The 23,625-nt window shown below is 71.4% G+C and carries 25 protein-coding genes and 1 riboswitch; of the genes, 11 read left to right on the top strand and 14 right to left on the bottom strand.

The genetic code is table 11. The features are described from left to right. Nucleotides 1–91: 91 nt before the first annotated feature. Nucleotides 92–250 carry a hypothetical protein gene (locus tag ACFVQ0_RS33835; RefSeq protein WP_390092994.1) on the bottom strand — a complete coding sequence of 53 codons (159 nt, stop codon included), beginning with the start codon at nt 248–250 and terminating at the stop codon, nt 92–94. 131 nt (nt 251–381) lie between these two features. On the opposite strand from ACFVQ0_RS33835, the gene ACFVQ0_RS33830 reads away from it, so the two are divergent. Then, a complete protein-coding gene (locus tag ACFVQ0_RS33830; RefSeq protein WP_390092993.1) occupies nt 382–2,328 on the top strand; it encodes a protein kinase in 1,947 nt (648 codons plus the stop codon). Nucleotides 2,329–2,392: 64 nt separating this feature from the next. On the opposite strand, the gene ACFVQ0_RS33825 is transcribed toward ACFVQ0_RS33830, so the two are convergent. Further along, entirely contained in the window at nt 2,393–3,328 is a 936-nt protein-coding gene (locus tag ACFVQ0_RS33825) for an acetamidase/formamidase family protein (RefSeq protein WP_390092992.1), read from the bottom strand. A gap of 351 nt (nt 3,329–3,679) precedes the next feature. On the opposite strand from ACFVQ0_RS33825, the gene ACFVQ0_RS33820 reads away from it, so the two are divergent. The 3 genes from ACFVQ0_RS33820 to ACFVQ0_RS33810 all read left to right on the top strand — a co-directional run bounded on the left by ACFVQ0_RS33820 (nt 3,680) and on the right by ACFVQ0_RS33810 (nt 5,264). Continuing rightward, the gene (locus ACFVQ0_RS33820) at nt 3,680–4,033 is read left to right on the top strand and encodes a hypothetical protein (RefSeq protein WP_390092991.1); all 354 of its coding nucleotides are present in this window, start codon (nt 3,680–3,682) and stop codon (nt 4,031–4,033) included. 120 nt (nt 4,034–4,153) lie between these two features. After that, complete coding sequence (locus ACFVQ0_RS33815) at nt 4,154–4,651, top strand: GNAT family N-acetyltransferase (protein WP_390092990.1); 498 nt, start codon at nt 4,154–4,156, stop codon at nt 4,649–4,651. Nucleotides 4,652–4,709: 58 nt separating this feature from the next. Beyond that, on the top strand, nt 4,710–5,264 hold the full coding sequence (locus ACFVQ0_RS33810; protein ID WP_390092989.1) for an NADPH-dependent FMN reductase: 555 nt from the start codon (nt 4,710–4,712) through the stop codon (nt 5,262–5,264). Nucleotides 5,265–5,267: 3 nt separating this feature from the next. Here the strand turns inward: ACFVQ0_RS33810 and ACFVQ0_RS33805 are convergent, their stop codons facing one another. Continuing rightward, the gene (locus ACFVQ0_RS33805; RefSeq protein ID WP_390092988.1) at nt 5,268–5,861 is read right to left on the bottom strand and encodes an ArsR/SmtB family transcription factor; all 594 of its coding nucleotides are present in this window, start codon (nt 5,859–5,861) and stop codon (nt 5,268–5,270) included. Nucleotides 5,862–5,970: 109 nt separating this feature from the next. Between ACFVQ0_RS33805 and def the strand changes: the two genes are divergently transcribed. Then, nucleotides 5,971–6,630, top strand: coding sequence for a peptide deformylase (gene def / locus ACFVQ0_RS33800; protein WP_390092987.1), 660 nt, complete (start codon nt 5,971–5,973; stop codon nt 6,628–6,630). 12 nt (nt 6,631–6,642) lie between these two features. On the opposite strand, the gene ACFVQ0_RS33795 is transcribed toward def, so the two are convergent. The 3 genes from ACFVQ0_RS33795 to ACFVQ0_RS33785 all read right to left on the bottom strand — a co-directional run bounded on the left by ACFVQ0_RS33795 (nt 6,643) and on the right by ACFVQ0_RS33785 (nt 9,376). Then, complete coding sequence (locus ACFVQ0_RS33795; protein WP_390092986.1) at nt 6,643–7,203, bottom strand: hypothetical protein; 561 nt, start codon at nt 7,201–7,203, stop codon at nt 6,643–6,645. Between the two features lie 74 nt (nt 7,204–7,277). Continuing rightward, complete coding sequence (locus ACFVQ0_RS33790) at nt 7,278–7,859, bottom strand: TetR family transcriptional regulator (protein WP_390092985.1); 582 nt, start codon at nt 7,857–7,859, stop codon at nt 7,278–7,280. Then, nucleotides 7,856–9,376 carry an MFS transporter gene (locus ACFVQ0_RS33785; RefSeq protein ID WP_390092984.1) on the bottom strand — a complete coding sequence of 507 codons (1,521 nt, stop codon included), beginning with the start codon at nt 9,374–9,376 and terminating at the stop codon, nt 7,856–7,858. Before ACFVQ0_RS33785 ends, ACFVQ0_RS33790 begins: the two co-directional genes overlap by 4 nt. A 185-nt stretch (nt 9,377–9,561) precedes the next feature. On the opposite strand from ACFVQ0_RS33785, the gene ACFVQ0_RS33780 reads away from it, so the two are divergent. Beyond that, nucleotides 9,562–9,864: a hypothetical protein gene (locus ACFVQ0_RS33780; RefSeq protein WP_390092983.1), complete on the top strand. Its 303-nt coding sequence runs from the start codon at nt 9,562–9,564 to the stop codon at nt 9,862–9,864. A 73-nt stretch (nt 9,865–9,937) separates the two neighbouring features. Here ACFVQ0_RS33780 and ACFVQ0_RS33775 read toward each other — a convergent pair whose 3' ends face one another. Continuing rightward, the gene (locus tag ACFVQ0_RS33775; protein ID WP_390092982.1) at nt 9,938–11,320 is read right to left on the bottom strand and encodes a DUF445 domain-containing protein; all 1,383 of its coding nucleotides are present in this window, start codon (nt 11,318–11,320) and stop codon (nt 9,938–9,940) included. A gap of 144 nt (nt 11,321–11,464) precedes the next feature. Between ACFVQ0_RS33775 and ACFVQ0_RS33770 the strand changes: the two genes are divergently transcribed. Further along, nucleotides 11,465–12,709: an SGNH/GDSL hydrolase family protein gene (locus ACFVQ0_RS33770; RefSeq protein ID WP_390092981.1), complete on the top strand. Its 1,245-nt coding sequence runs from the start codon at nt 11,465–11,467 to the stop codon at nt 12,707–12,709. 127 nt (nt 12,710–12,836) lie between these two features. Here ACFVQ0_RS33770 and ACFVQ0_RS33765 read toward each other — a convergent pair whose 3' ends face one another. Genes ACFVQ0_RS33765 through ACFVQ0_RS33750 form a run of 4 tightly spaced genes read right to left on the bottom strand, consistent with a single transcriptional unit; the run spans nt 12,837 to nt 16,332 of the window. Further along, nucleotides 12,837–13,535: a DUF1707 domain-containing protein gene (locus ACFVQ0_RS33765; protein ID WP_390092980.1), complete on the bottom strand. Its 699-nt coding sequence runs from the start codon at nt 13,533–13,535 to the stop codon at nt 12,837–12,839. A gap of 40 nt (nt 13,536–13,575) precedes the next feature. After that, nucleotides 13,576–14,640, bottom strand: a complete 1,065-nt coding sequence (locus tag ACFVQ0_RS33760; protein ID WP_390092998.1) for an ATP-binding cassette domain-containing protein — start codon at nt 14,638–14,640, stop codon at nt 13,576–13,578. Between the two features lie 29 nt (nt 14,641–14,669). After that, nucleotides 14,670–15,539: an ABC transporter permease gene (locus tag ACFVQ0_RS33755; protein ID WP_390092979.1), complete on the bottom strand. Its 870-nt coding sequence runs from the start codon at nt 15,537–15,539 to the stop codon at nt 14,670–14,672. After that, the gene (locus tag ACFVQ0_RS33750) at nt 15,532–16,332 is read right to left on the bottom strand and encodes an ABC transporter permease (protein WP_390092978.1); all 801 of its coding nucleotides are present in this window, start codon (nt 16,330–16,332) and stop codon (nt 15,532–15,534) included. The genes ACFVQ0_RS33755 and ACFVQ0_RS33750 overlap by 8 nt, the downstream gene beginning before the upstream one ends. A 174-nt stretch (nt 16,333–16,506) precedes the next feature. On the opposite strand from ACFVQ0_RS33750, the gene ACFVQ0_RS33745 reads away from it, so the two are divergent. Beyond that, complete coding sequence (locus tag ACFVQ0_RS33745; RefSeq protein WP_390092977.1) at nt 16,507–18,939, top strand: transglycosylase domain-containing protein; 2,433 nt, start codon at nt 16,507–16,509, stop codon at nt 18,937–18,939. A 64-nt stretch (nt 18,940–19,003) separates the two neighbouring features. Here the strand turns inward: ACFVQ0_RS33745 and ACFVQ0_RS33740 are convergent, their stop codons facing one another. The 3 genes from ACFVQ0_RS33740 to ACFVQ0_RS33730 form a co-directional block, all read right to left on the bottom strand. After that, nucleotides 19,004–19,324 (bottom strand): multidrug efflux SMR transporter, encoded by a 321-nt coding sequence (locus ACFVQ0_RS33740; RefSeq protein WP_024491021.1) that lies wholly within the window; start codon nt 19,322–19,324, stop codon nt 19,004–19,006. 37 nt (nt 19,325–19,361) lie between these two features. Further along, nucleotides 19,362–19,427, bottom strand: a riboswitch (guanidine-III (ykkC-III) riboswitch). A gap of 53 nt (nt 19,428–19,480) precedes the next feature. Then, nucleotides 19,481–19,819 (bottom strand): co-chaperone GroES, encoded by a 339-nt coding sequence (locus ACFVQ0_RS33735; protein WP_031087845.1) that lies wholly within the window; start codon nt 19,817–19,819, stop codon nt 19,481–19,483. Between the two features lie 46 nt (nt 19,820–19,865). Then, nucleotides 19,866–20,186, bottom strand: a complete 321-nt coding sequence (locus ACFVQ0_RS33730; RefSeq protein ID WP_390092976.1) for a DUF3618 domain-containing protein — start codon at nt 20,184–20,186, stop codon at nt 19,866–19,868. Between the two features lie 127 nt (nt 20,187–20,313). Here ACFVQ0_RS33730 and bcp point away from each other — a divergent pair, with 127 nt between their 5' ends. From bcp to ACFVQ0_RS33715, 3 genes are all read left to right on the top strand, one after another. Next, complete coding sequence (bcp, locus tag ACFVQ0_RS33725) at nt 20,314–20,781, top strand: thioredoxin-dependent thiol peroxidase (RefSeq protein ID WP_390092975.1); 468 nt, start codon at nt 20,314–20,316, stop codon at nt 20,779–20,781. 142 nt (nt 20,782–20,923) lie between these two features. Further along, nucleotides 20,924–22,420 (top strand): glycine betaine/L-proline transporter ProP, encoded by a 1,497-nt coding sequence (gene proP / locus ACFVQ0_RS33720; protein WP_390092974.1) that lies wholly within the window; start codon nt 20,924–20,926, stop codon nt 22,418–22,420. Between the two features lie 157 nt (nt 22,421–22,577). After that, entirely contained in the window at nt 22,578–23,585 is a 1,008-nt protein-coding gene (locus tag ACFVQ0_RS33715; RefSeq protein ID WP_390092972.1) for an HNH endonuclease signature motif containing protein, read from the top strand. The last annotated feature ends 40 nt before the right edge of the window (nt 23,586–23,625 follow it).

The raw sequence follows: 23,625 nt of genomic DNA, 5'->3' as shown, positions 1-23,625 counted from the left end.
GCCCCTGTACTGGACGTACCGGGGTCTGGGGCCGGTGCGGCGAGAGTGCGTGCATGGCGTCGCCCGGCAGACGGCAGTTTGACGACACGCCCTAGTGCTGGATCGCCGGGTCCCGGAACGCCTCCCGTACCGCGTTGGCGTCGGTGAGCAGCCAGGGGCGCAGCACGGCCCCGGTGGCGACGGGCAGGGTGGGCTGGCCGGTCGCGGCCAGTGCACCGGCGGGTATCGCGGGAGCAACCAGGTACGGCATGAGGGGAATTTTCACAGACGGGACCCACCGGTGCCGGTGGGAAGCTCCGGTGCTCCCCGAGGGCTGTCCGGGCCGGGATTTGGATAAGGTGCCGTTTCGACAGCAGCGCTCTTCGGGGGAGATACGGATTCATGAGCGGTCAGCAGCCAGGCGGGGGCAGCGGCTCCCAGGTTTTTCAGCCACTCACGGCCGACGATCCGGCGACCATCGCCGGATACCGGCTGGCCGCCAAGCTCGGTGCGGGCGGCATGGGCAAGGTGTACCTGTCCTACACGCCCGGCGGGCGGCCCGTGGCGATCAAGGTGATCCGGCCGGAGTTCGGTGAGGACGCCGAGTTCCGGCGGCGGTTCGCCCAGGAGGTGCAGTCCGCGCAGCGCGTGCAGGGGCTGTTCACCGCGCCGGTCATCGACGCGGACACCAAGGGCGCGCAGCCGTGGCTGGCCACCGCCTACGTACCGGGGCCCTCGCTCGCCGACGCGATCGTCGCGCACGGGGCGCTGCCGGTCGAGGCCGTCCTGCTGCTGATCGCCGGGATGGCCGAGGCGCTCCACGTCATCCACGGCGCGGGCATCGTCCACCGCGACCTCAAGCCGTCCAACGTGCTGCTCGCCGCGGACGGGCCCCGCGTCATCGACTTCGGCATCGCGTACGCGGCCGACGCGACCTCGCTCACCGGCAGCGGCGTCACCATCGGCACCCCGTCGTTCATGGCCCCGGAGCAGGCGGCCGGGCGCCGGGTCACCCCGGCCACCGACATCTTCGCCCTCGGCCAGGTCGCGGCGTTCGCGGCGGCGGGGTCGCCCGCCTTCGGGGAGGGGACCTCGCACGGGGTGCTCTACCGGATCGTCCACGAGGAGCCCGACCTCAGCCGCGTCCCGGAACGGCTGATGGAGCTGGTCAGCCGGTGCCTGGCCAAGGACCCGGAGGCCAGGCCCTCGGTAGCGGAGGTCATCGAGCTCTGCCAGACCGCGAACGCGGAGACGGTGCTGCGGCGCCCCGAGGACTGGCTGCCGAGCCCGGTCGCCGCCGACATCACCGTACGGGCGGCGGCCCCGGCCCCCGTCCAGACCCCGCCCCCTCCGGCCACCGCCCCGGCCACGCCGCCCGGCCGGGCCGCCGGATACTCACCGACCACCCCGGCGGCGCCCAGCACACCGCCCCCGGGGTTTGGCCCGGCTCCCGCACAGCCGCCCGGCCGGCACGCCGAGACGTCCCAGGGCTCCTACCCCCTCCAGCCGCCGCACGCGCAGCCGACCCATCCCGCGTCCCCCGGCCACCCCGGCCAGCAGTACCCCTCCGGTGCCCAGCCGCAGGCCGCCCAGCACCACACCCCGGCCCCGACGTCCGGGCCGTATCCCGTGCAGGCGCAGACCTACCCCGGGCAGTTCCCGCCCCAGGGGCACCAGACCCACCCCACTCCCCACCCCACTCCCCAGCCCCCGAAGAGCCGGCGCGGCCGGATCGCCGTCATCGGCATCGCCGCCGCGCTGGTCTTCGCCGTCGCGGGCGCCGGAGCGGCGTACTTCGTCCTCAAGGACGACGGCAAGGAGACGCAGAACAACGCCTCCCCCAAGACCAGCTCCTCCCCCAAGGACAACAGCTCCTCGCAGGACAACGCCTCGCCGGACGCGACCGGTTCGGCGGCCGGTGGCCAGGGCAGCGAGGCCGATGCCGAGCAGACCCCGCAGGCCGATCCCGAGCCCGCCGAGTACAAGTCCATCAACCTCACCGAGGGCTACCACCTGACCCTCGGGGACGACGACCTCCGGCCGCAGAAGGGCGAGGACGCGGGGTACGAACTGTCCTACGACAGCGGCGGGTACCTCGACGCGGAGAGCGACGAGGGGCAGCTGATCCTGCTCAATCCGGGGCAGGAGGGCTCGCTGGACGTCTGCCGCTCGGACACCCGGTTCGCGAAGAACATCCCCCTGGAGAATCTCACCAAGGGCCGCCAGGTCTGCATCATCACGGGCACGGGCCACATCGGCCTCCTGACGTACCAGGGCCACTCTCCGGAGGACTCGCCCAGTACGTACATGACGGTGGACGTGACCGTCTGGCGCAACGCGGACAGCTGAGCGAGCGGGTGAGGGGCGGCGACGGGACGGATTCCGTCCGCTCGCCCCTCACCCGTGGCGCCGCCTACGGCCGCGCCCGCGCCCCGTCCAGCAACTCCCGCTCCACGTGGGCCGATACGACCCAGTTGGGCGCGTCCACGATCTCGGAGATCTTCAGGTCCGCCGCCACGCTCGCCAGCAGGTAGGCGTCCTGCGGGACGAGCCCCGTCCGGGCCGAGATCTCGTCGATCAGCGCACGGACCGCGTCCTTCGCCGCCTCCATCAGGTCCGGCCCGATGCCCGTCGTGGCCAGGGCGGCGCCGGTCCTGGCGCTGACCGGGTCCGTCTCGATCACCGGTGTACGGGGCGCCGCGCCCTTGCGGACGTCCACCCGCAGCCGCGCCGTCGCCCGCGTCTCGACGCCCGTACCGCAGACCTCGCCGTCGCCCATCGCGGCGTGCGCGTCGCCCGCGGAGAGCAGGGCGCCAGGCACCCCGACGGGCAGGATGAGCCGGGCACCGGGGCCGATGTGGCGGATGTCCATGTTGCCGCCCCAGCGGCGGGGCGGGATGACCGAGTGCGGTCCGGGCTCCGGTGGGGCGACGCCGATCGTCCCGATCATCGGCACCACGGGGATCCGCAGGCCGGGCAGCAGTTCGGCGTGGCCACCGGTGATCGTCGAGATGCGCAGGTACGGGTCGGGGAAGTCGTCGGTGAGCAGCCCGAACCCGGGCAGGCAAGCCGTCCAGCCCCACTCCCCCACCTGTACGTCGAGGATGTCGACGACCAGCGCGTCACCGGGCTCGGCCCCGGCGACGTACAGGGGGCCGGTGACGGGGTTGAGGGTGCCGAAGTCCAGCTCGGCGAGGTCTGCGGCGGTCGATCCGGCGGCGAGCTGGCCGCCGCTCGCGTCCTGGAGCTCCAGGACCGCCTCGTCGCCGGGGGCGAGTGTGGCGACGGGCTTGACCGTCCGGTCCCAGGCGTGGTGCACCTGTCCGCGGTGGATGCTGAAGTCACTCATGAACGGCGGGGCCTCCAGGTCGGGTTCGATGCGGTGCCGTGCGGTGCGGTGTGTGCGTTCTCGGTGCGGTGGGGTGGACGGCGGCTCCCGCCGATCCTGGCGCGGCCGTCCGGGTTGCACAACACAGCCGGTCCGGGACGGCCGCTCCACGGCGTGACCCACATGGCCGAAGGCGTGCGGTGAGGCGGGTCCCGTTCGGGTGAGCACGTCCCGCGTGCGAGTGAATCCGGGGCCCGGCGGGGTCGGTGCCGGGCCACACTCTGGCCGGAACGATCTTGCTTCGTTCCGGTCCGGTTCCGGTCGAACCGTGCGACGGACCGCACGTCGAACCCCACAAGGAGTGCCTCCACCATGCGACTTCGTACCACTGCGGCTGCCGCCCTCGGCGCGCTCGCGCTCATCGTCAGCCTCCCCGGCTCCGCGAACGCGGCTGCGGCCGAAGGCCAGTTCGCGTACACGTACACCACCGCGTCAGGGCACCGGCAGGCGGTCGTTCTGCTCGACCCGCCGAGCCGGGAGTGCGTCACTCTGCCGGGAGTGGCCGACCCGGACACCTCGGACCCCGCCGACACGCCCTGGAACAACACAGGTTCGACCGCGACGGTCTTCACCGGGCCGGACTGCGACGGCGCCTACTACACCCTGCGGCCCGACGGCGGCCACGCCTCCAGCCGGCTCAAGCTCCGGTCGGTCGTCTTCAGCTGACCGATCCGGCTCCGACTCCGAGTCCGGGGCCGGGGCCGGGGCCGAGTGGGACGTGACGGGTCGGGGCGGGGCTGCCGATATTCGCGGGCGGGTTCCCGGCCGCGCGGGTAACTTGCGGGGATGCCTTCCTCACCCCGCCTCGTCACGGTCACGTCCGACAACGTCGAGGACGCCTGCGCCCTGCGGGTCCGCCCCGACCAGGACGGGTTCGTGAAGCCGGTCGCCTGGTCGCTGGCCCAGGCGTACGCCACGCCCGAGACCGCGTGGCCACGGCTGATCGTCGACGACGAGCGGATCGTCGGCTTCGTGATGGCCTTCCTCGACGTGCGTTTCCACCCCGGACAGCCGGACGACCGGCCGCGCTCCGGGCTCTGGCGGCTGAACATCGCCGCCGGACAGCAGACGCGGGGCTACGGGCGGTTCGCGGTGGAGGCCGTCAACGACGAACTGCGCCGACGCGGGCAGACCCGTACGACCGTCTCGTACGTGCCCGGCGAGCACGGACCGGAGGGGTTCTACCGGAAGCTCGGATTCCGGACGACCGGCGAGCTCAGCGGCGACCAGGTGGTGGCCGAGCTGGAGCTGGCAGCAGACGGGTCCGCGCGGATACGGGAATGAGCGGCCGGTTCCGTACGGCTACGGGAATGAGCCGCCTGGTCCGCCCGGTTGTCCGTACATGCCGACGCCACGCGTGATCCTTCTGCTGTCCGGAAGCCTGCGGTCCGCTTCCTCCAACGAGACGGTGCTGCGCACCGCGCGGGCCGTGGCGCCCCAAGGGGTGCAGACCGTGCTCCACGAGGGGCCCGGAGCGCTGCCGCACTTCAACCCCGATGACGACGCCGAGCCGCTGCCGGAGCCGGTGGCCCGGCTGCGCGCGGCGATCGACGCGGCCGACGCCCTGCTGATCTGCACCCCGGAGTACGCGGGGACGCTGCCGGGGGCGTTCAAGAACCTGCTGGACTGGACGGTCGGCGGGACCGAGATCTGCGACAAGCCGGTCGCCTGGGTCGGCGCCGCCGCTCCGGGGCGCGGCCTGGGCGCGGAGGCGACGCTGCGGACCGTGCTCGGCTACACCGGGGCCACCGTCGTCGAGGCCGCCTGTGTGCGGATTCCGGTGGACCGGCTGGCGGTCGGCCCGGACGGGGTGATCACGGACGCGGGCGCACGGGAGCGGCTCGCGAAGGTCCTCGCGGTGTTGGCCGAAGCCGCTTCGGATTCGGGCACGGAGTAGTCGTCAGACCGAGTGCGGGCGGCCGGGGTTGTCGGCGAGCAGGGGGAAGGGCCTGGTGACCGCCGCCACGGCCACGGCGTCTGCGGGACGCGTCTCCGGGTGGTCCTCGCGCTCGCGGTAGACGGCCAGCAAGTCGCGTACCGAGGAGGCGAGTTCGGCTGCCTCCGCCGGGGTGAGGTGGACGACGGCGCTGAAGGACTCGTCCCGCCGCCACTCGGCCGGTGCCCGGTCGCGATGGCTCAGCCAGTGCTGGTAACTCTCGTCCTCCAGCCCACGCGCGAGCGCGTCGAACTCGGCCGCCCCCTCCTCGCCCCGCTCCTGCTCGCGGGAGGTCTCCCAGCGCAGCCGCCACGGCCGTACCCGGCCGCCCTTGTGCGGGGCCTCCTCGATGAGTCCGTACGCGGCGAGTTGGCGCAGGTGGAAGGAGCAGAGTCCGGAGCTGTGGCCGAGGCGGGCGGCGGCCTCTGTGGACGTCACCGTGCCGGCCTCAGCGAGCAGGTCGAGCAGGGCCACCCGGACGGGGTGGTCCGGGAGTGGTCTACGGGCCCGGTACGGCAGCGGACCGGTGGATCCGGCTTGACGCTTTTCATCGCTCATTTTGCAAAGGGTGCTACTTTGCAAAGCGTTCGGTCAAACCGGCCGCTCCCGGCCGTCCAGGCCGTCCCCCGGCCGACTCCCTTGTGCGCGGAAGGCGTTGATCATCCCCATGGCCGCTCGGTTCGATGACAGCTCGAAGGACCGCCGGGTACGCGTGCAGGGCGTACCCGTCGACTCCTTCCCCCGGTTCGCGCCGGAGACCGAACGGGGCTCGGTGCGCCGGATCACCGTCGTCGGGGAGGAGATCCTGCGCCGCCCGTGCCGGGAGGTCACCGAGTTCGGCACCCCCGAACTCTCCCGGCTGGTCGACGACATGTTCGCCACCAACCAGGTGGCGGAGGGCGCCGGACTCGCCGCGAACCAGGTGGACGTGGATCTGCGGCTGTTCATGTGGGACATCACGGACGACTGGGGGGTGCGCCATGTCGGGCACATCGCCAATCCCGTCCTGGACGAGGTGCCGCCGGAACAGCGCAGGCTGGTCGAGGAGTCCGAGGGCTGCCTTTCCGTCCCGGGCCCCTACCGGATGGTGGCCCGGCTGGACCGTACCGTCGTGCGCGGCCGGGACAAGGACGGCAATCCGCTGGTCGTCGAGGGCCGGGGCTACTTCGCCCGCTGCCTCCAGCACGAGACGGACCATCTGCGCGGCCACCTCTATCTGGACCGGCTCGCCCAGCGGGACCGGAAGACGGCCCTGCGCGAGATGGACGCCGCCAAGGAGGAGACGTTCGCCCGGCGCGCCGCGCTGGCGGCGAAGCTGGGCAAGTGACCTCTGGGGCCGTCAGCGGTAGTCCTCCGGGTGGCCCTGCATCCAGGAGTTGATGCGGTCGCGGGTGCCGACCAGGTCCTTGAAGTGCTTCTCCAGGTTGGCCGTCGAGGTGTCACCGGCCAGCGTGGTGCGCAGCACCGCCGTCCACTCCAGGGGCTCCTTGAAGTGGGCGGGGCCCTGCGGTTCCGCCTTCATCGAGGCGTCCAGGCCGGTGAGTTCCTCGTTCACCCGGCCCAGGAAGTAGGCGCAGTCCCCGGCGCCGGGGGTGCAGGTGTCGTAGAGGGTGGCCTGGAGGCCGGCGAAGGCGTCCCGCACCTTCTCCGGGCCGGGGGGCGGGTACGCGGCGTCCCCCGCCGCGTCCTCCGCCTCTTCGCCCGCACCCGCCGACTCCGCGGCGGCCTCTGACACCCCCGCCCCGTCGGCCGACTCGTACACCGACGGGGCCACCTGCGGGACGTCGTCCCCGGGGCCCTGCGACGTGGTCGCCTCCGAGCAGCCCGCCAGTGCGGTCACCAGTGCGGCCGCCACGGCCAGTGCCGCGGCGTGTCTGCGGGCGCGGATACGGTCGGTCACAGGAGGCCCCCCTCGTCGAATGGCCCAGACCCTACCCCGACTTGGGAGAGCCAGGTGGAGACCGGCTGAGCCGCTCAGCCCGTGATCAGCTTCTGGAGCGCGGGCGCGTAGAGGTCCGCGATGTGCTCCGGGGTGGCCAGGGCGCCGGCCCCCTCGCGGTGCAGGCTCAGGGTGGCGCCGAGGCCGAGCAGGTGGCCGGCCAGCAGCTCGGCGCGCAGCACCCGGTCGGGGCCGGAGAGCCGGGCGGCCAGGGCGTCGGTGACCTGTTCGTGGAACCGGTCGCGCAGCAGCGAGCGTTCGTCCTGGTTGCCGAGGGAGAACACCACGCGCAGGAGCGGGTCCGAGTTGAGCTCGCGGCGCCGGGTCACCAGGGTGACGACCAAGTGGCGGCCCAGCCGGGCGAGCGGGGCGTCGAAGAGTTCCGCGGCGGCCGGGCCGAAGTCGGCCACGGTGTTGAACAGCTCCTCCTTGCGGCCGAAGTGCTTGACCACCAGGGCCGGGCTGACCCCGGCGTCCGCGGCGATCTGGCGGATCGTCACCTCCGCGTACGGGCGCTGCGTGAACGCCCGCCGGGCCGCGCGCAGGATCGCGCTCCGTCCGGTGCCCGCGTCCGCGGACCCGGTGGCCGGTGCGGTGGGGGCCTGGCCGCCGGTCATGCGCCCTCCTGGATCTGTGCTGTCCGTACACCGCCCTCGCGGATGCCCGGCGCCTTGCGGCTCTCCCCGACCGTACCCGCCCCGGCCTGCCGGTGGCCCGGCAGGAACAGTGTGACGACCAGCGCGGCGAGCGCCGCGCCCGCCGCGATGACGAAGACCAACTGGTACGCGTGGAGGGTCGGAGCCGTACGGCCTCCTGCCCGGAACGTGATGTTGGCCAGGACGGCGGCCACCGTCGCACTGCAGAAGGCCTGCCCGATCGACCGCATGAGGGTGTTCAGACCGTTGGCCGCCCCGGTCTCGCTGACCGGGACCCCGCGCATCACGAGTGCGGGCAGGGCCGAGTAGGCGATGGCCGTGCCGGAGGCGACGACGGTGGCTCCGGCGACGATCAGCCACAGGCTGTGGCTGGTGAAGTAGCGCACCCCGTAACCGGCGGCCATGATGCAGGCCGCCAGCGCCAGGCTGACCTTCGGGCCGTGCTTGGCGGAGATCCGTGCCGAGACGGGCGAGAGCGCCACCATCGCCACGCCGCCGGGCAGCAGGCACAGTCCGCTGACTACGAGCGAGGCGCCGAGCCCGTAACCCGTGGCCTTCGGCTCCTGCACCATCTGGGCGGTCACCAGCGAGTTCGCGTAGAACGCGAAGCCGATCAGCAGGGCGGCGATGTTGGTGAGCAGTACGGCCGGGCGGGCGGAGACCCGCAGGTCGACCATGGGCGTCGCGACGCGGAGCTCGTACGCGCCCCAGAGCAGCGCCACCACGACGGCCGTCACGAGCAGGCCGACCGTCCGGACCGAACCCCAGCCCCAGTCGGCGCCCTGGGTGACCGCGAGCAGCAGGCAGACCAGCGCGGCGGACAGGCCCAGCGCGCCGACGGCGTCGAAGCGGCCCCGGCTGCGCAGCGGGGACTCCGGCACGCAGCGCAGGACCAGCGCGATGTCGATGAGTCCGATCACGCCGGAGACCCAGAACATCGTGTGCCATTCGAAGTTCTCGATGACCACGGCGGCGACCGGCAGACCGACGGCCGCGCCGATCCCGAGCGTGGAGCTCATCAGCGCGACTGCGGACAGGACGCGCTCGGGCGGGAGCTCGTCGCGCAGGATGCTGATGCCCAGCGGTACGACGGCGATCGCCGCGCCCTGGAGGGCGCGGCCGGTGATCAGGACCCCGATGTGCGAGCTGACCGCGCAGAGCACGGAGCCCACCACCAGCACCGCGAGCGAGGCGACGAGCACCCGCCGCTTCCCGTACATGTCACCGACCCGGCCCAGGACCGGGGTGAAGACCGCGCCGGTGAGGAGCGTGACCGTGACCAGCCAGCTCGCGGCGGCGGGGGTGGCGCCGGTCAGCTCGGGGATGTGCGGCAGCAGCGGTACGACGATCGTCTGCATGACCGCGACCACGACACCGCAGAACGCCAGCACGCCGACGGCGAAGCGGGGGTGCGGGGCCTGGACGGCGGGGGTGGCGGGGAGGGCGGGATCGGCTGGGGCGGGTATGTCCGCGGGCATGGCTCTCCGTACGAGGCTCGGCGGCGAGGCAGGGGTGTACGTACGTTCACCCCCGGGAGTACTAGGGTAAACGCACGTACACCCCCTCGGCGACGGGACGCCGGAATGCCGCGTTAGCCTCGGATCCGGGATCCGGGCCCGAGAAGCGGCACCGGACGACAGACGCGAAGGTGAAGGTGGCCGCGATGGCGAGGATTCCGGCAACGGCAGTGGCGGCGAGCGGGCTGGTCGGCGGCTACGCGGTCGCGCGGTGGACCAGGAAGCGGCCGCTGGGCGGCGTCGCCCTCGCCGCGGCGGGCACGGCGGCGGCGTACGAGTGGAACCGGCAGGCCGGGACGCGGGCGGCCGTCGGGCTGACCACGGCGTACGTCGCCGCCTTCGCCGGGTCGCACCCGCTCGCCAAGCGGATCGGCGCCTGGCCCGCGGTCTTCACCGTGGCGGGCACGGTGGCCGCCGCGTCCTGGGCGGTCACGCGGCGCGCGGCCTGATCGCGGGGGCGGGGGCCCTGGGGGCGGGCCACCGGGGCGGGGGCCCTGGGGCGGGCCCCGGCGGCCGGCCGGCTCAGCCGCCCAGGGCCCGTGACACCGTGTAGATCGCCAGACCGGCCAGCGCGCCCACCACCGTGCCGTTGATGCGGATGAACTGCAGGTCGCGGCCGATGTGCGCCTCGATCTTCTTCGATGTCTGGTCCGCGTCCCAGCCGGCCACCGTGTCGCTGATCAGCGACGTGATCTCCGTCCGGTACGTCGTCACGACGTACACCGCCGCGTCCTCCACCCAGCCCTCCAGCTTCGCCTGGAGGCGGCCGTCCGTCGCCAGGCGGGCGCCCAGGGACATCAGGGAGGCACGGGCGCGCAGCCGCAGTTCGCTCTGCTCGTCCTCGGCCGCCGCCATGACCATCGTGCGGACCGAGGACCAGGCGGACGCGATGACGTCCTGCACCTCGCCGCGCCCCAGCACCTCCGACTTCAGCCGCTCCACCCGGGCCCGGGTCTCCGGGTCCGTCTGGAGGTCGGCCGCGAAGTCCGTCAGGAACGTGTCGATCGAGCCGCGCGCCGGGTGCCCCGGCATGTCGCGCATCTCCGTGAGGAAGCGCAGCAGCTCCTTGTAGACCCGCTCCCCCACCCGCTTGTCCACGAACCGGGGCGTCCAGCCCGGCGCGCCGCCCTGCACCGCGTCCATCACCGAGTCGCCGTGCAGCACCAGCCAGTCGTGAGCCCGGACACACACCAGGTCCACCACCTTGCGGTGGCCGCCGTCCGCGACGACCTTCTCCAGCATCTTGCCGAGACCCGGCCCGATCTCCACCGCGTTCGCCCGCCGGGTGATCGCCTCACCCACCACGGCCTGCACATCCGCGTCGCGCAGCACCGTCAGCGCACCCCGCAGCGCGGTCGACAGCTCGGCCGTGACCCGGTCCGCGTGCTCCGGTTCCGCGAGCCACGCACCGAGCCTGCCGCCGATGCCGAGGGAGTGGATCCGGTCCCGTACGACGTCGCCCGAGAGAAAGTTCTCGCCCACGAAGGAACCGAGTGAGGCCCCGAGCTGGTCCTTCTTCGTGGGAATGATGGCGGTGTGCGGAATCGGCAGGCCGAGCGGACGCTTGAAGAGGGCCGTGACGGCGAACCAGTCGGCCAGCGCACCCACCATGCCCGCCTCGGCGGCCGCGGCGACGAAGCCCGGCCAGCCGCCCACCCCCTCGTTCTTCGCCCAGGTGGCAAGGACGTACACCAGCGCGACCAGCAGAAGGAGGCCCGTGGCCGTGGTCTTCATCCGCCGTACGCCGCGCCGCTTCTCCTCGTCCGCGGCGGTGTACGAGAACGAGGCCAGGGAGGCCGGGCCGCGGCTGCCCGCACCCCTGCCCCCCGCGCCCGCGTCCGCGCCGCCGCCCGGCTGCGCACCGGCCTCCCGCTCGCCGGGTCCGGTGCCTTCGATCCGTTCCATCCACTCCACCCGTCCGCGTACGCATCGTCCCCCGACGCCTCGTACGCATTGTCCTTACCCGACCTACTCCCGGGCCGCACGTTGAGTTCCCCGCGCCCTGCCGCATCATGGAACCGGCCCACGAACAGAGGAGAAACACCGCCCATGCCCAGGCGCCAGGGGTACGCCCTGCTCATAGCTCTCGTGACCGGCACCGCCGTGCTCGCCGCCGTCGTGGCGTTCGCGGGCTCGTTGCTGTTCTCCGGGCCCCGGGCGAAGGCCTCCGCGTCCGCGGCGCCGCAGAGCGCCGGCCGGCCGCCCGCGGCCCCGGCCCGCTCCGCCGGGCTCTGGCTCGCCACCTGGGCGGCCGCGCCCGTCCTCGGGTCCCCCGACCCGAACCACGACCAGGACCTGGCCCACCGCACCATCCGCAACGTCGTTCACACCAGCATCGGCGGCAACGCGGCCCGCGTCACCCTCTCCAACCTCTTCGGTACGCGGCCCCTGCTGATCGACAACGTCACCGTGAACACCCGCCCGGTGACGTTCCGGGGCGCCCCGGCCACCACCGTCCCCGCGGGCGGGAAAATCGTCAGCGACCCCGTCGTCGTCCCGGTCGCCGCCGACGCCGACCTCGTCGTCACCCTGCGCACCCCGCACGCGAGCGGCCCGGTCACCGTGCACCCCAACAGCCACCAGAGCTCCTACGTGGAGACCGAGAAGGGCACCTGGCGCAGCACCGCCTGGCGCTACCTCACCGCCGTGGACGTGCGCAGCACGACCGCCACCGGAACCGTCGTCGCGCTCGGTGACTCGCTCACCGCGGGCACCGGCTCCAGCACCGACGCGAACAACCGCTGGCCCGACATCCTCGCCGACCGGCTGAACGGCCGCTACGCGGTGGTCAACCAGGGCATCGGCGGCAACCGCATCCTCCACGACGGCATCGGCCCGCGCGCCCTCGACCGCTTCCGGCGCGATGTGCTGGACATCAGCGGCGCGAAGACCGTCATCATCGCCCTCGGCATCAACGACGTGCAGGGCTTCCCCCAGCAGACGGACCCGCGGCGGATCACGGACGCCCTGCGCGGCATGACGGAACAGGCCCACGCGCACGGGATGCGGGTCGTCGGCGCCACCCTGATGCCGTACCACGGCTACCGCAGCTGGACCCCCGCCCAGGACGCCGTCCGCAACCGGGTCAACGAGACGATCCGGGCCGGCGGGGTCTTCGACCAGGTCCTGGACTTCGACCGCGACATGCGCGACCCGGGCCACCCGTACCGGCTGAACCCCGCCTACGACTGCGGCGATCACCTCCACCTGAACGACGCGGGCTACCAGCGTCTGGGCTCGCTGGTGAACCTGACCGACCTGGTGAGCGTGCGGCCGTCGTCCGACGCGCTGTGAGGGACGGCGGGCCGGGGACACAGCCCGGCGGGCGCCGGAGCTGATGGGGCTGCCGGGGCTGTTGGAGCTGCGGAGCTGATAGGTCTACCGGGGCTGTTGGAGCTGCGGGGCTGAGGGAGCGCCGGGGTTACTTGCCCCGCTCCTTGCCCCCGTCGCCCTTCTCCAGCCGGCCGCGCGAGCGCTCCGCCTCCCGCAGCCGCTGCTTCTCCGCCCTGCTCCGCTTGCGCTCCACGCCGACGCCGCCCATCAGCGCGAAGCCGGTGACCCGTACGCGGGGCGAGTCGGGGGCCGGGACGCCCTCGTCCTTCGTGTTCTCGCCGAAGCCGCCCATCACGCCGATGCCCCGGACCTCCACATTCAGATCCGGCGGAACCGTCACCTGCATCCCGCCCATGATCGCGAAACAGCGGATGACCACCTCACGGTCCTCGAAGTTCGCCTCGCGCAGATCGATCTCACCGCCGCCCCACATCGCGAACGCGGTGAACTTCCGGCCGACCGTCCAGTTGCCCCGGCGGCGGAACCCGCCCCAGAACGCGAAGGCACCACCCGACGTCGCGGGCTTGCCCACCCGGTCCGACCAGCGGGCCATCGAACCGGTTCCGGGCTGCCCCGCGGCCACCGGCGCCACCGTCGCGCCGACGGCCGGGAGGTCGCGGACGAGCGGTTCCAACTCCCCGTGCGTGCGGGCCCTGTAGGCGGTGTCGAGGCGCTGCTCGAACTCCTCCATCTCCAGCCGCCCCTCGGCCACCGCCTCGCGCAGGATCTCGGCGATGCGTTCACGCTCGGCGTCGGAGGCGCGCATGTCAGGAAGTTCGCTACTCATAGCGCGCAGCCTATTGAACGCCCGCGCTTCCGTCACCGGACTACCTGCCCGAAACCGGCCCCGCAGGCGCTTCCGTGACCGGTTCCCCGGCCGACGCGTACATCTTCGCGATCACGGCCTCGATATCGGGCTCCCGCACCGAGAGGTCCACCATCGGGTACTCCGCGGCGATCCGCGCCACCAGGGGCGCCGCGGACGCGGACGCCGGGAACGCCAGCCACTGGCGCGGGCCCTCCACCTTCACGGTGCGCACCGAGGGCTCCGACTCCAGCCGGATGGGCGGGAGTTCGCGCTCCAGGTCGACCACCAGCGTCCGCTCGCTCTCCCCCACCTCATGCAGGCCGGACAGCGCCCCGTCGTACATCAGGCGGCCGTGGTCGATCACCATCACCCGCTTGCACAGCTGCTCGATGTCCGTCAGATCGTGGGTGGTGAGCAGCACCGTCGTACCGTGCTCCGCGTTCAAGTCCCGCAGGAATCCACGCACCTTGGCCTTCGACACCACATCGAGGCCGATCGTCGGCTCGTCCAGGTACAGCACCTCGGGATCGTGCAGCAGGGCCGCCGCGATGTCGCCGCGCATCCGCTGCCCCAGCGAGAGCTGCCGTACCGGTACCTCCAACAGCTGCTCCAGGTCGAGGAGTTCGACGCAGCGCTCCAGGTTGGCCCGGAAGCGGGCGTCGGGGACCCGGTACATCCGGTGGACCAGCCGGTACGAGTCGCGCAGCGGCAGGTCCCACCAGAGCGTGGTGCGCTGTCCGAAGACCACGCCGATCCGGTGCGCCAGCCTCGTACGCTCCCGCGAGGGGTCGATGCCCGCCACCCGCAGCGAGCCGCCGCTCGGGGTGAGGATGCCCGTCAGCATCTTGATCGTCGTCGACTTCCCCGCCCCGTTCGGGCCGATGTAGCCGACCATCTCACCGCGCTCCACCCGGAAGCTGATGCCGTCGACGGCCCGCACCTCCCGGCGTTCGCCGCGCAGGAAGCCCGTACGGCGGCGGACGTCGAACACCTTCTCCAGGCCGTCCAGCACGATGAAGCCGTCGCCGGTACCGCCTCCGGTGCCGGTGCTGATGCTGGTGTCACTGCCGCTGCCCGCGCCCATGTCCGATGCCCCGCCCCGCTCGATGTTCGTCAACTTCCCGTACTCCGGTACGCCCGCAGCCCCGCCCGCCAGGCCAGACCCGCGACCGCCCAGCACAGCGCCGCCACCACGGGCGGCAGGAACGCCACCCAGTCCGGCAGGTCCAGCGGATACGGCCGGCCCAGCACGTACAGCGCCGGCAGCCAGTTCACGAAGGCCAGCGGCACGACGAAGGTGACCCCGCGCACCAGGTCCTTCGCGAAGACCGTCGGCGGGTACTGGAGCAGCGTGTTGCCCCCGTACGTGAAGGAGTTCTGCACCTCGGAGGCGTCCTGCGCGAAGAACTGGAACGCCGCCCCCGCCACGAACACCGCCCCGAAGATCGCCGCCCCGCTCAGCAGCATCAGCGGCACCATCAGGACCCTGGTGACGGTCCAGTCGATGTCCAGGGCCACCAGCGCGTAGCCCAGCACCAGCACCCCCTGCGTGATCCGCCCCAGCCTGCGCAGCGCGAACCGGTCCGCCGCCACCTGCGCCATCACCGGGACCGGCCGCACCAGCAGGGTGTCCAGCGTCCCGTCCCGCACCCGGCGGCCCAGCCGGTCCATCGAGCCCATCGCCAGATCCGCCAGGCCGAACGCCGTGCCCGCGGCCCCGTACAGCAGGGCGATCTCCGGCAGCGTGTAACCGCCCAGCACGTCCACGTGCGAGAACATCAGCATGATCGCGACGAAGTCGAACGCCGTCGCCGCGAAGTTGCCGAACGCCGTCATCACGAACGACGCCCGGTACGCCATCGTCGAGCGCAGCCACATCGCGGCGATCAGCCCGTACGCCCTGACCCCCTCGACCACCCGCGACCGGGGCTCGAACACCGCGACGGGCGGCTCCGCGACCGCCGTCTCCAGCGCCTCAGCCACCCTGGACCACCACCCTCCGCGTCGCCGCCGACTGCATCAGCCGCCCGACGAGCAGCAGCGCCAGCGCCCAGCCCGCCTGGAACCCGTACGCGCGCACCAGGCCCCAGCCCGTGCGCTTGCCCAGGAACACCTCGGCCGGCACCTGGAGCAGCGCCGACCACGGCAGCGCCCGCGCCACCTCGCCCAGCAGCCCCGGGAACAGGTTCAGCGGCAGCAGCAGCCCGGAGAAGAACATCCCCGCCAGGAACGAGATCTGCGCCGCCCCCGCCCCGTCCATCAGCCAGAACGCGGACAGCGCGACCAGATAGCGGATCGCGAAACTCACCACGACGCCCAGCGCCACGGAGACCAGGAACGCCGGCCAGATCCCCGGCGACGTGGGCAGCGCCAGCTCGAAGGCCAGGGAGCCCAGCACCATCGGCACGATGCCGCGCCCCAGGAGGTGGAACGCCGCGCGACCCAGATCGCCCGCCAGCCACCACAGTTGGAGATCGATCGGCCGGTAGAGGTCGACCGCGACATCGCCGGTACGGATCCGCTCCATCAGTTCGTCCTCGAAGCCGCCGCCCATCATGGCGCACGTCATCAGCAGCGCCTGCCCCAGCCATACGTACGTGAGCGCCTGCGGCATGTCGTAGCCGCCGAGCCGCGGACGCTCGTCCCACAGGGCCACATACGTGTACGCCATGATGAAACCGAAGACGGTGTTGGTGAAGATCCCCGCGACCGTCGCGATCCGGTACGTGGCATAGCGCCGGAACCCGCCCGCCGCGACCACCGCATAGAGCCGCACCGCACCCGCACCCCCCGCTACCTGTGACGCCACCCGGCATTCGGCACCAAAGCGCACGAGCCTAGTCCAGCCGGGGCAGCCGCCGCGACCGCTTTTCGGGGACAGATCCGGTGGTTATACCGGGGAAAAGGGCACTATGGGGGAACTGACCGCGGCCGAGGAGTCTGCACCGACATGAGCGACGAGCCACAGCAGCAGAACGGGGACCCCGACCGCAGGGGCTGGACCCCCAGAGACCTGCCTGCCGACGCCGCCGCCCCCGCGAACCAGGGCGCCCCCGTCAAAGGCGCGGGAAAGCAGAAGAAGCCCAAGCGACCCAAGCGCACGGGCTGGCGCCGCGCCGTTCCCACCTGGCGGATGGTGCTCGGCGCGATCCTCCTCATCGCCCTGGTCCTGGTCGGCGGCTTCATCGCCGGGTACCAGCTCGTCGACATCCCCTCCGCCAACGCCAGCGCCACCGCCCAGTCCAACGTCTACCTCTACAAGGACGGCAGCGTCATCGCCCGCGACGGCGAGGTCAACCGGGAGAACGTCAAGCTCGCCCAGGTCCCCCGCACCGTCCAGCAAGCAGTCCTCGCCGCCGAGGACCGCGACTTCTACTCCGAACGCGCCGTCGACATCAAGGCGATGTTCCGGGCCGGCTGGAACACCCTCACCGGCAAGGGCAAACAGGGCGGCTCGACCATCACGCAGCAGTACGTCAAGAACTACTACCTGGGCCAGGAACAGACCGTCGGCCGCAAGATCAAGGAGTTCTTCATCGCGATCAAGCTGAACCGCGAGGAATCCAAGAACCAGATCTTCGAGGGCTACCTCAACACCAGCTACTTCGGCCGCAACGCCTACGGCATCCAGGCCGCCGCCCAGGCCTACTACAGCAAGGACATCGGCGACATCACCACCGCCGAGGGCGCCTACCTCGCCTCCCTGCTCAACGCGCCCAGCGCGTACGACGTCATCACCCACCCGGAGAACAAGAGCGCCGCCGTCGCCCGCTGGAACTACGTCCTCGACGGCATGGTCAAGGAGGACTGGCTCGGGGCCGGCGAACGCGCCGCCATGACCTTCCCCCCGCCGGGCCCGGTCAAGCCCGCCAACAGCCTCTCCGGGCAGCGCGGCTACATCGTCCAGGCCGTCGAGGACTACCTCGTCCGCAACGACATCCTCGACGAGAAGACCCTCGCCACCCGCGGCTACCGGATCACCACCACGCTGGAGAAGAAGAAGCAGGACGCCCTCGTCGAAGCCGTCGACGACAACGTCATGTCCAAGACCAGCAAACAGAACAAGGCCGACCGCAACGTCCGCGTCGGCGGCGCCTCCATCGACCCCGCGACCGGCCGCGTCGTCGCCATGTACGGCGGCATCGACTACACCCGGCAGTACGTCAACAACGCGACCCGCACCGACTACCAGGTCGGCTCCACCTTCAAGCCGTTCGTCTTCACCTCGGCAGTCGCGAACGGCTCCACCACCCAGGACGGCCGGCGCATCACCCCCACCACCATCTACGACGGCACCAACAAGCGCATGGTCCAGGGCCCCGACGGCCCCACCGGCTACTCCCCCGCCAACGAGGACGACAGGAGCTACGGGCCCATCACCGTCAGCGCCGCCACCGACAAGTCCGTCAACGCCGTCTACGCCCAGATGGCGGAGGACGTCGGCCCCGGCAAGGTCCGTCAGACCGCCGTCGACCTCGGCATCCCCAAGGACACCCCCGACCTCACGGCGTCCCCGTCGATCGCGCTCGGCCCCGCCACCGCCAGCGTCCTGGACATGACCGACGCCTACGCCACCCTCGCCGGCCACGGCAGGCACGGCGCCCACGTCCTCGTCGACAAGGTCACCAAGGACGGTGCGGCGGTCAAGCTCCCGGAACGCAGCACGAAACAGGCCGTAAGCCGCCAGGCGGCCGACACCACCACCTCGATCCTGCGGAGCGTCGTCGACGGCGGCACCGGCACCGCCGCCCAGGGCGCGGGCCGCCCCGCCGCCGGCAAGACCGGCACCGCGGAGGAGGACAAGGCCGCCTGGTTCGCCGGCTACACCCCCGAACTCGCCACCGTCATCGCCGTCATGGGCCAGGACCCCGCCACCGGGGTGCAGAAACCGCTCTACGGCGCGCTCGGGCAGCCCCGCATCAACGGCGGCGGCGCCCCCGCCGAGACCTGGGCCCAGTACACCGGAGCCGCCCTGCGCGGCACCCCCGTCAAGAACTTCACGCTCGACCTGGAGAGCGGCGCCGACGAGACCGAACCGCCCAGCGCGCGGAGCAGCGCACCCGGCGACACCGGCCGGCCGTCCCGCACCCCGTCCGGCACCACCTCGAACACCCCGTCCAGTACACCGCCCACCGCCCCCTCCACCTCGGAAGCCCCGCCCGCCACCACCGGCACCCCGACCGGCGGCACCGACACCGCTGGCGCCACGGACGGCGGCACAGGCGGGACGGACGGCGGCACGGACGGCGGGACCGACGGCGGCACGGACACCGGAGGCGGCGACAGCGGCGGCGGGGACAACGGAGGAGCGGACAACGGCGCGGGCACCGCCGGCGGCCTCCTGGAAGGCGCCCGGGGCACCCGGGCCCCCGGCCGCCTCTGAGAGACAGCCGGGGCCGCGGTCACCTCCGGGAGGCGGCCGCGGCCCAGGTCCGGAGCCCGGCCCGTCAGTGACCCGAGGTCGCCTTCAGCCCCACGACGGCCACCAGCAGCAGACACACGAAGAAGATCCGGGCCGCCGTCACCGGCTCGTGCAGCACCACCATGCCCAGCACCGCGGCACCGGCCGCACCGATACCCACCCACACGCCGTACGCCGTACCGATGGGCAGCGTCCGCGCCGCATGGGACAGCAACACCATGCTCGCCACGATCCCGAGGCCCGTGAACACACTCGGCCACAACCGGGTGAACCCCTCGGTGTACTTCATCCCGATCGACCAGGCCACTTCCAGCAGACCGGCGATCACCAGCAGAACCCACGCCATGACAGAACCTCCGACGACAGAACACGCGAACAACACGGGTGCGTCGTCTTTGCGAAGCCCGGTACGGCGCGTCTCGTCGGGGTCCCACCACCCTAGCAAAGAACAGGCAAAAGGCCTGGTGACAACGGTCACCAGGCCTTGCACACCACGGTCGGGCTACAGATACAGACCGGTCGAATCCACCGAGCCCTCGAACCGGTCCGCGGCCACCGCATGCAGATCCCGCTCCCGCATCAGCACGTACGCCACGCCCCGCACCTCGACCTCGGCCCGGTCCTCCGGGTCGTACAGCACCCGGTCCCCCGGCTCCACCGTCCGCACGTTCTGCCCCACGGCCACCACCACGGCCCACGCCAGACGGCGGCCGACCGCGGCCGTCGCCGGAATCAGGATGCCGCCGCCGGAACGCCGCTCGCCCTCGGGCGAATCGGACCGGACCAGCACACGGTCGTGCAGCATCCGGATGGGCAGCTTGTCGTCGGTGTTCTCACTCACGCCCCGCAACCTACCTGGCCGCGACGCGACCCCGCGCCCTCGGGGCTCAACGCTTCTTCCGCCGCGAGGACACCGTGAGCAGCCCCACCACACCCACCGCGAGCAGCGCCGCCGGAATCACCCGCTCCAGCCGGGGCGCGCCGTCCTCCGTGACGAACTGGGCCTTCACGTCGGAGACCGCCCGGTTCACCGCGACGAACGCCCGCCCGGCCGTCCGGTCCACGGCCTCGGCGGCCTTCGCCTTCGCGTCACCCATGATCGTCTTCGGGTGCACCCGCACCCCGATCTCATCAAGCACCACCGCGAGCTGCTCGCGCCTGGTGATGATGTCCGCCTCGATCTGCGCAGGGCTCCTGGCATCCGACACTGCGCCGCCTCCGTGGTCCTCGTCCGGTAAACCTTCATCGACAGTCTGTCAGCTCGACCGCCCCCGCACCCGGCGGCACCCCTATTACTCTCGGTCCCGTACACCCCACGTACCAACGAGGAGAACCATGAGCGAGCGACTCCAGCCCGGCGACACCGCCCCGGCCTTCACCCTCCCCGACGCCGACGGCAACGACATCTCGCTCGCGGACCACAAGGGCCGCAAAGTCATCGTCTACTTCTACCCGGCGGCTCTTACCCCCGGCTGCACCAAGCAGGCCTGCGACTTCACCGACAACCTCGACCTGCTGGCCGGTGCCGGATACGACGTCATCGGCGTCTCCCCCGACAAGCCCGAGAAGCTCGCCAAGTTCCGCGAGAAGGAGAACCTCAAGGTCACCCTCGTCGGCGACCCCTCCAAGGAGACCCTGGAGGCCTACGGCGCCTTCGGCGAGAAGAAGCTCTACGGCAAAACGGTGACGGGCGTCATCCGCTCCACGGTCGTCGTGGACGAAGAGGGCAAGATCGAGCACGCCTTCTACAACGTCAAGGCCACCGGCCACGTCGCGAAGATCATCAGGGACCTGGGGATCTGACACCGCCGACCGGCAATCGGGGATTGGGCCGAATGGCCGAAAAAATGTGATGGACATCCCAATCCCCCGCCGATTCGGTTTGCGACCGCCATGACCGCGCAGAAGCCTTCCCTGGAACACCCACCGAGGAAAGGACCCGGCCATGGCGGCCTCCGACCCCCATCAGGCGGCCGACCCCGAAGCGGTCAAACGCCATCCCGCCCTCTTCCGGGCCATCCGCAAGCGGCAGAACCCCAAGCTGCGGCGGACGGACATCACCATCACGGACGACCAGGCGGTCAAGCGCGCCGTGAAGGCGGCCTCGCTCGGCAACGCCATGGAGTGGTTCGACTTCGGCATCTACTCCTACATGGCCGCCACCCTCGGGCACGTCTTCTTCCCGTCGGGGAGCGACACCACCCAGCTCCTGTCCTCCTTCGCGACCTTCGCCGTCGCCTTCCTGGTGCGTCCGCTCGGTGGCATGTTCTTCGGGCCCATGGGCGACAAGGTCGGCCGCAAGAAGATCCTCGCCCTCACCATGATCATGATGGCGATCGGTACCTTCGCGATCGGCCTCATCCCCTCCCACGGCTCCATCGGCCTCTGGTCGCCCGTGCTCCTGATCTTCTTCCGGATGCTCCAGGGCTTCTCGACGGGCGGTGAGTACGGCGGCGCCTCCACGTTCATCGCCGAGTACGCCCCCGACAAGCGACGCGGCTACTTCGGCAGCTTCCTCGAATTCGGCACGCTCGCCGGCTACGTGGGCGCCTCCGGCCTGGTCACCCTGCTGTACGCGCTCCTGGACACCGGCCAGATGGAGACCTGGGGCTGGCGCATCCCGTTCCTCGTCGCCGGACCGCTCGGCCTGGTCGGCCTCTACCTGCGACTGCGCCTCGACGAGACCCCCGCCTTCCAGAAGCTGGAGGGCGGCACGGCACACGCCACCGAGGCGGCGGACGGCGTCGAGGTGACCGCGAAGGGCGATCTCGCCAAGATCTTCCGCGACTACTGGCCGACGCTGATCCTCTGCATCTGCCTGGTCGGCGCGTACAACATCACCGACTACATGCTGCTGTCGTACATGCCGACGTACCTCTCCGACGAGCTCGGCTACAGCGAGACCCACGGACTGCTCATCCTGCTCGGCGTCATGATCTTCCTGATGCTGATCATCAGCCAGGTCGGCAAGCTCTCCGACCACTTCGGCCGCAAGCCGCTCCTGATGACGGGCATGCTCGGCTTCCTGATCTTCTCCCTCCCGGCGTTCCTGCTCATCCGGCAGGGCAGCATCCCGGCCGTCACGCTCGGCATGCTGATGCTGGGCCTCTCGCTGGTCTGCATGCTCGGCACGATGTCCGCCGCCCTCCCGGCCCTGTTCCCCACCCAGGTCAGGTACGGCTCCCTCTCGGTGGGCTACAACCTGTCGGCGTCGATCTTCGGCGGTACGACCCCGTTCGTGATCACGGCCCTGATCAGCGTCTCCGGCACCAACCTGATGCCGGCGTACTACGCGATGGGCGCGGCCGTGGTCGGCGTCATCGCGGTGGCCTGCATGAAGGAAACGGCCAACAAGCCGCTGGACGGCTCGCCGCCCTCTGTGGAGACGAGCGAGGAGATGGAAGAACTGGTCGCGAACCAGACCCCGGACCCGAAGTTCTGACCCTGCGCCTGCGGGGGGAATGGCCCGCTTCGTTTCAGCCGACGCTGAAACGGGGCGGGCCATTCCGCATATTGTCGGATATCGGACGTGACCCTCCGATAAACGGTTCGTTGTTCCGTGCGAGGCTGCGAAAGCGTGGCTGGATGCGGAGGGGAACGTGTCGGGTCAGTACGTGTACGAGCGGGAGCGGCTCGCCAGGGCCATCGCCGAGGCGAAGAACTGGACGGACCTGATGAGTCGGCTCGGACTCAAGAAGAGTGGGGGCCAGCGACGCGTGCTGCAGGGGAGGGTGGCCGAACACGGTCTGGATACGTCCCACTTCAAGAAGCGCAGCCCGTGGCAGAAGTACCCGGACGTGGCCATTGCAGCGGCCGTCGCGTGCTCTTCGTCGCTACGCGAAGTCGTCACCGAGCTCGGTGCACCACCCGCCAGTGGCACGCTCTCCCACATCAGCCGCCGCATCGCAGCCGCGGGAATCGATGTCAGCCACTTCCCTGGCATGAACCGTCCGCAGCTGGACCTGATGTTCACAACAGAGGAGTTGCAGACGGCCACTGCCGCCGCCGACAGCATCCGCGGAGTGGCGCGAGGCCTGGGAATGGGGGACGACAGCCAGTCCCGGTCAGCGCTGGCAGGCCTGCTGCGCAGAAGAGGAGTTGACACCTCACACTTCCGTAGGGCACGCCTCGTGATCCCGGAGGGAGCCCTGCGGGACGCCGTTCCACGAGCCACCAGTTACGCGGACGTCATGCGTGCGCTCGGCCTTGAGGTAAAGGACTCGAACCACCGCCGCGTACGACGCAAGGTCCTTCAGCTGAAACTCGACACGAGTCACTTCACGCGACGTCCTTGGGCTTCGATCCAGGTGCGTGAGCCCAAAGCGATCGCACCGACGACCTTGATTGTCAGGGCGCAGGGGTCAGGACGCACGAACCGGGAGAGGCTTCACCGCGCCCTGCAAGAGATCGGCGTCGCGTACCGCTGTGAATCCTGCGGCAACCGGGGCAAGTGGCTGGGTCAGCCCTTCACGCTTCAGATCGATCACATCAACGGTGACTGGCTCGACAACCAAGCCGAGAACCTTCGGTACCTTTGCCCCAACTGTCATGCGCTCACCGAGACATGGTGCCGCAACCGACGCCGGCCCAAGTCGGCCACTCCATGACTCTTCGGGCCCGGGAAGCCTTCCCTTGTAGACTGGCGGA

This window comes from Streptomyces sp. NPDC057900 (assembly GCF_042887885.1).
Classification (GTDB): domain Bacteria; phylum Actinomycetota; class Actinomycetes; order Streptomycetales; family Streptomycetaceae; genus Streptomyces.
This window is presented reverse-complemented; position numbering and strand designations above follow the sequence as displayed.

Excerpts from the sequence above, each read along its gene's own strand:
- ACFVQ0_RS33770 (WP_390092981.1), top strand. The coding sequence starts at position 11,465 with ATGCCCAGGCGCCAGGGGTACGCCCTGCTCATAGCTCTCGTGACCGGC.
- ACFVQ0_RS33740 (WP_024491021.1), bottom strand. The coding sequence starts at position 19,324 with ATGGCGTGGGTTCTGCTGGTGATCGCCGGTCTGCTGGAAGTGGCCTGG.
- ACFVQ0_RS33745 (WP_390092977.1), top strand. The coding sequence starts at position 16,507 with ATGAGCGACGAGCCACAGCAGCAGAACGGGGACCCCGACCGCAGGGGC.
- proP (WP_390092974.1), top strand. The coding sequence starts at position 20,924 with ATGGCGGCCTCCGACCCCCATCAGGCGGCCGACCCCGAAGCGGTCAAA.
- ACFVQ0_RS33810 (WP_390092989.1), top strand. The coding sequence starts at position 4,710 with ATGCCGACGCCACGCGTGATCCTTCTGCTGTCCGGAAGCCTGCGGTCC.
- ACFVQ0_RS33790 (WP_390092985.1), bottom strand. The coding sequence starts at position 7,859 with ATGACCGGCGGCCAGGCCCCCACCGCACCGGCCACCGGGTCCGCGGAC.
- ACFVQ0_RS33765 (WP_390092980.1), bottom strand. The coding sequence starts at position 13,535 with ATGAGTAGCGAACTTCCTGACATGCGCGCCTCCGACGCCGAGCGTGAA.
- ACFVQ0_RS33780 (WP_390092983.1), top strand. The coding sequence starts at position 9,562 with ATGGCGAGGATTCCGGCAACGGCAGTGGCGGCGAGCGGGCTGGTCGGC.
- ACFVQ0_RS33835 (WP_390092994.1), bottom strand. The coding sequence starts at position 250 with ATGCCGTACCTGGTTGCTCCCGCGATACCCGCCGGTGCACTGGCCGCG.
- ACFVQ0_RS33820 (WP_390092991.1), top strand. The coding sequence starts at position 3,680 with ATGCGACTTCGTACCACTGCGGCTGCCGCCCTCGGCGCGCTCGCGCTC.
- ACFVQ0_RS33805 (WP_390092988.1), bottom strand. The coding sequence starts at position 5,861 with ATGAGCGATGAAAAGCGTCAAGCCGGATCCACCGGTCCGCTGCCGTAC.
- ACFVQ0_RS33830 (WP_390092993.1), top strand. The coding sequence starts at position 382 with ATGAGCGGTCAGCAGCCAGGCGGGGGCAGCGGCTCCCAGGTTTTTCAG.
- ACFVQ0_RS33785 (WP_390092984.1), bottom strand. The coding sequence starts at position 9,376 with ATGCCCGCGGACATACCCGCCCCAGCCGATCCCGCCCTCCCCGCCACC.
- ACFVQ0_RS33815 (WP_390092990.1), top strand. The coding sequence starts at position 4,154 with ATGCCTTCCTCACCCCGCCTCGTCACGGTCACGTCCGACAACGTCGAG.
- ACFVQ0_RS33825 (WP_390092992.1), bottom strand. The coding sequence starts at position 3,328 with ATGAGTGACTTCAGCATCCACCGCGGACAGGTGCACCACGCCTGGGAC.
- ACFVQ0_RS33760 (WP_390092998.1), bottom strand. The coding sequence starts at position 14,640 with ATGGGCGCGGGCAGCGGCAGTGACACCAGCATCAGCACCGGCACCGGA.
- def (WP_390092987.1), top strand. The coding sequence starts at position 5,971 with ATGGCCGCTCGGTTCGATGACAGCTCGAAGGACCGCCGGGTACGCGTG.
- bcp (WP_390092975.1), top strand. The coding sequence starts at position 20,314 with ATGAGCGAGCGACTCCAGCCCGGCGACACCGCCCCGGCCTTCACCCTC.
- ACFVQ0_RS33775 (WP_390092982.1), bottom strand. The coding sequence starts at position 11,320 with ATGGAACGGATCGAAGGCACCGGACCCGGCGAGCGGGAGGCCGGTGCG.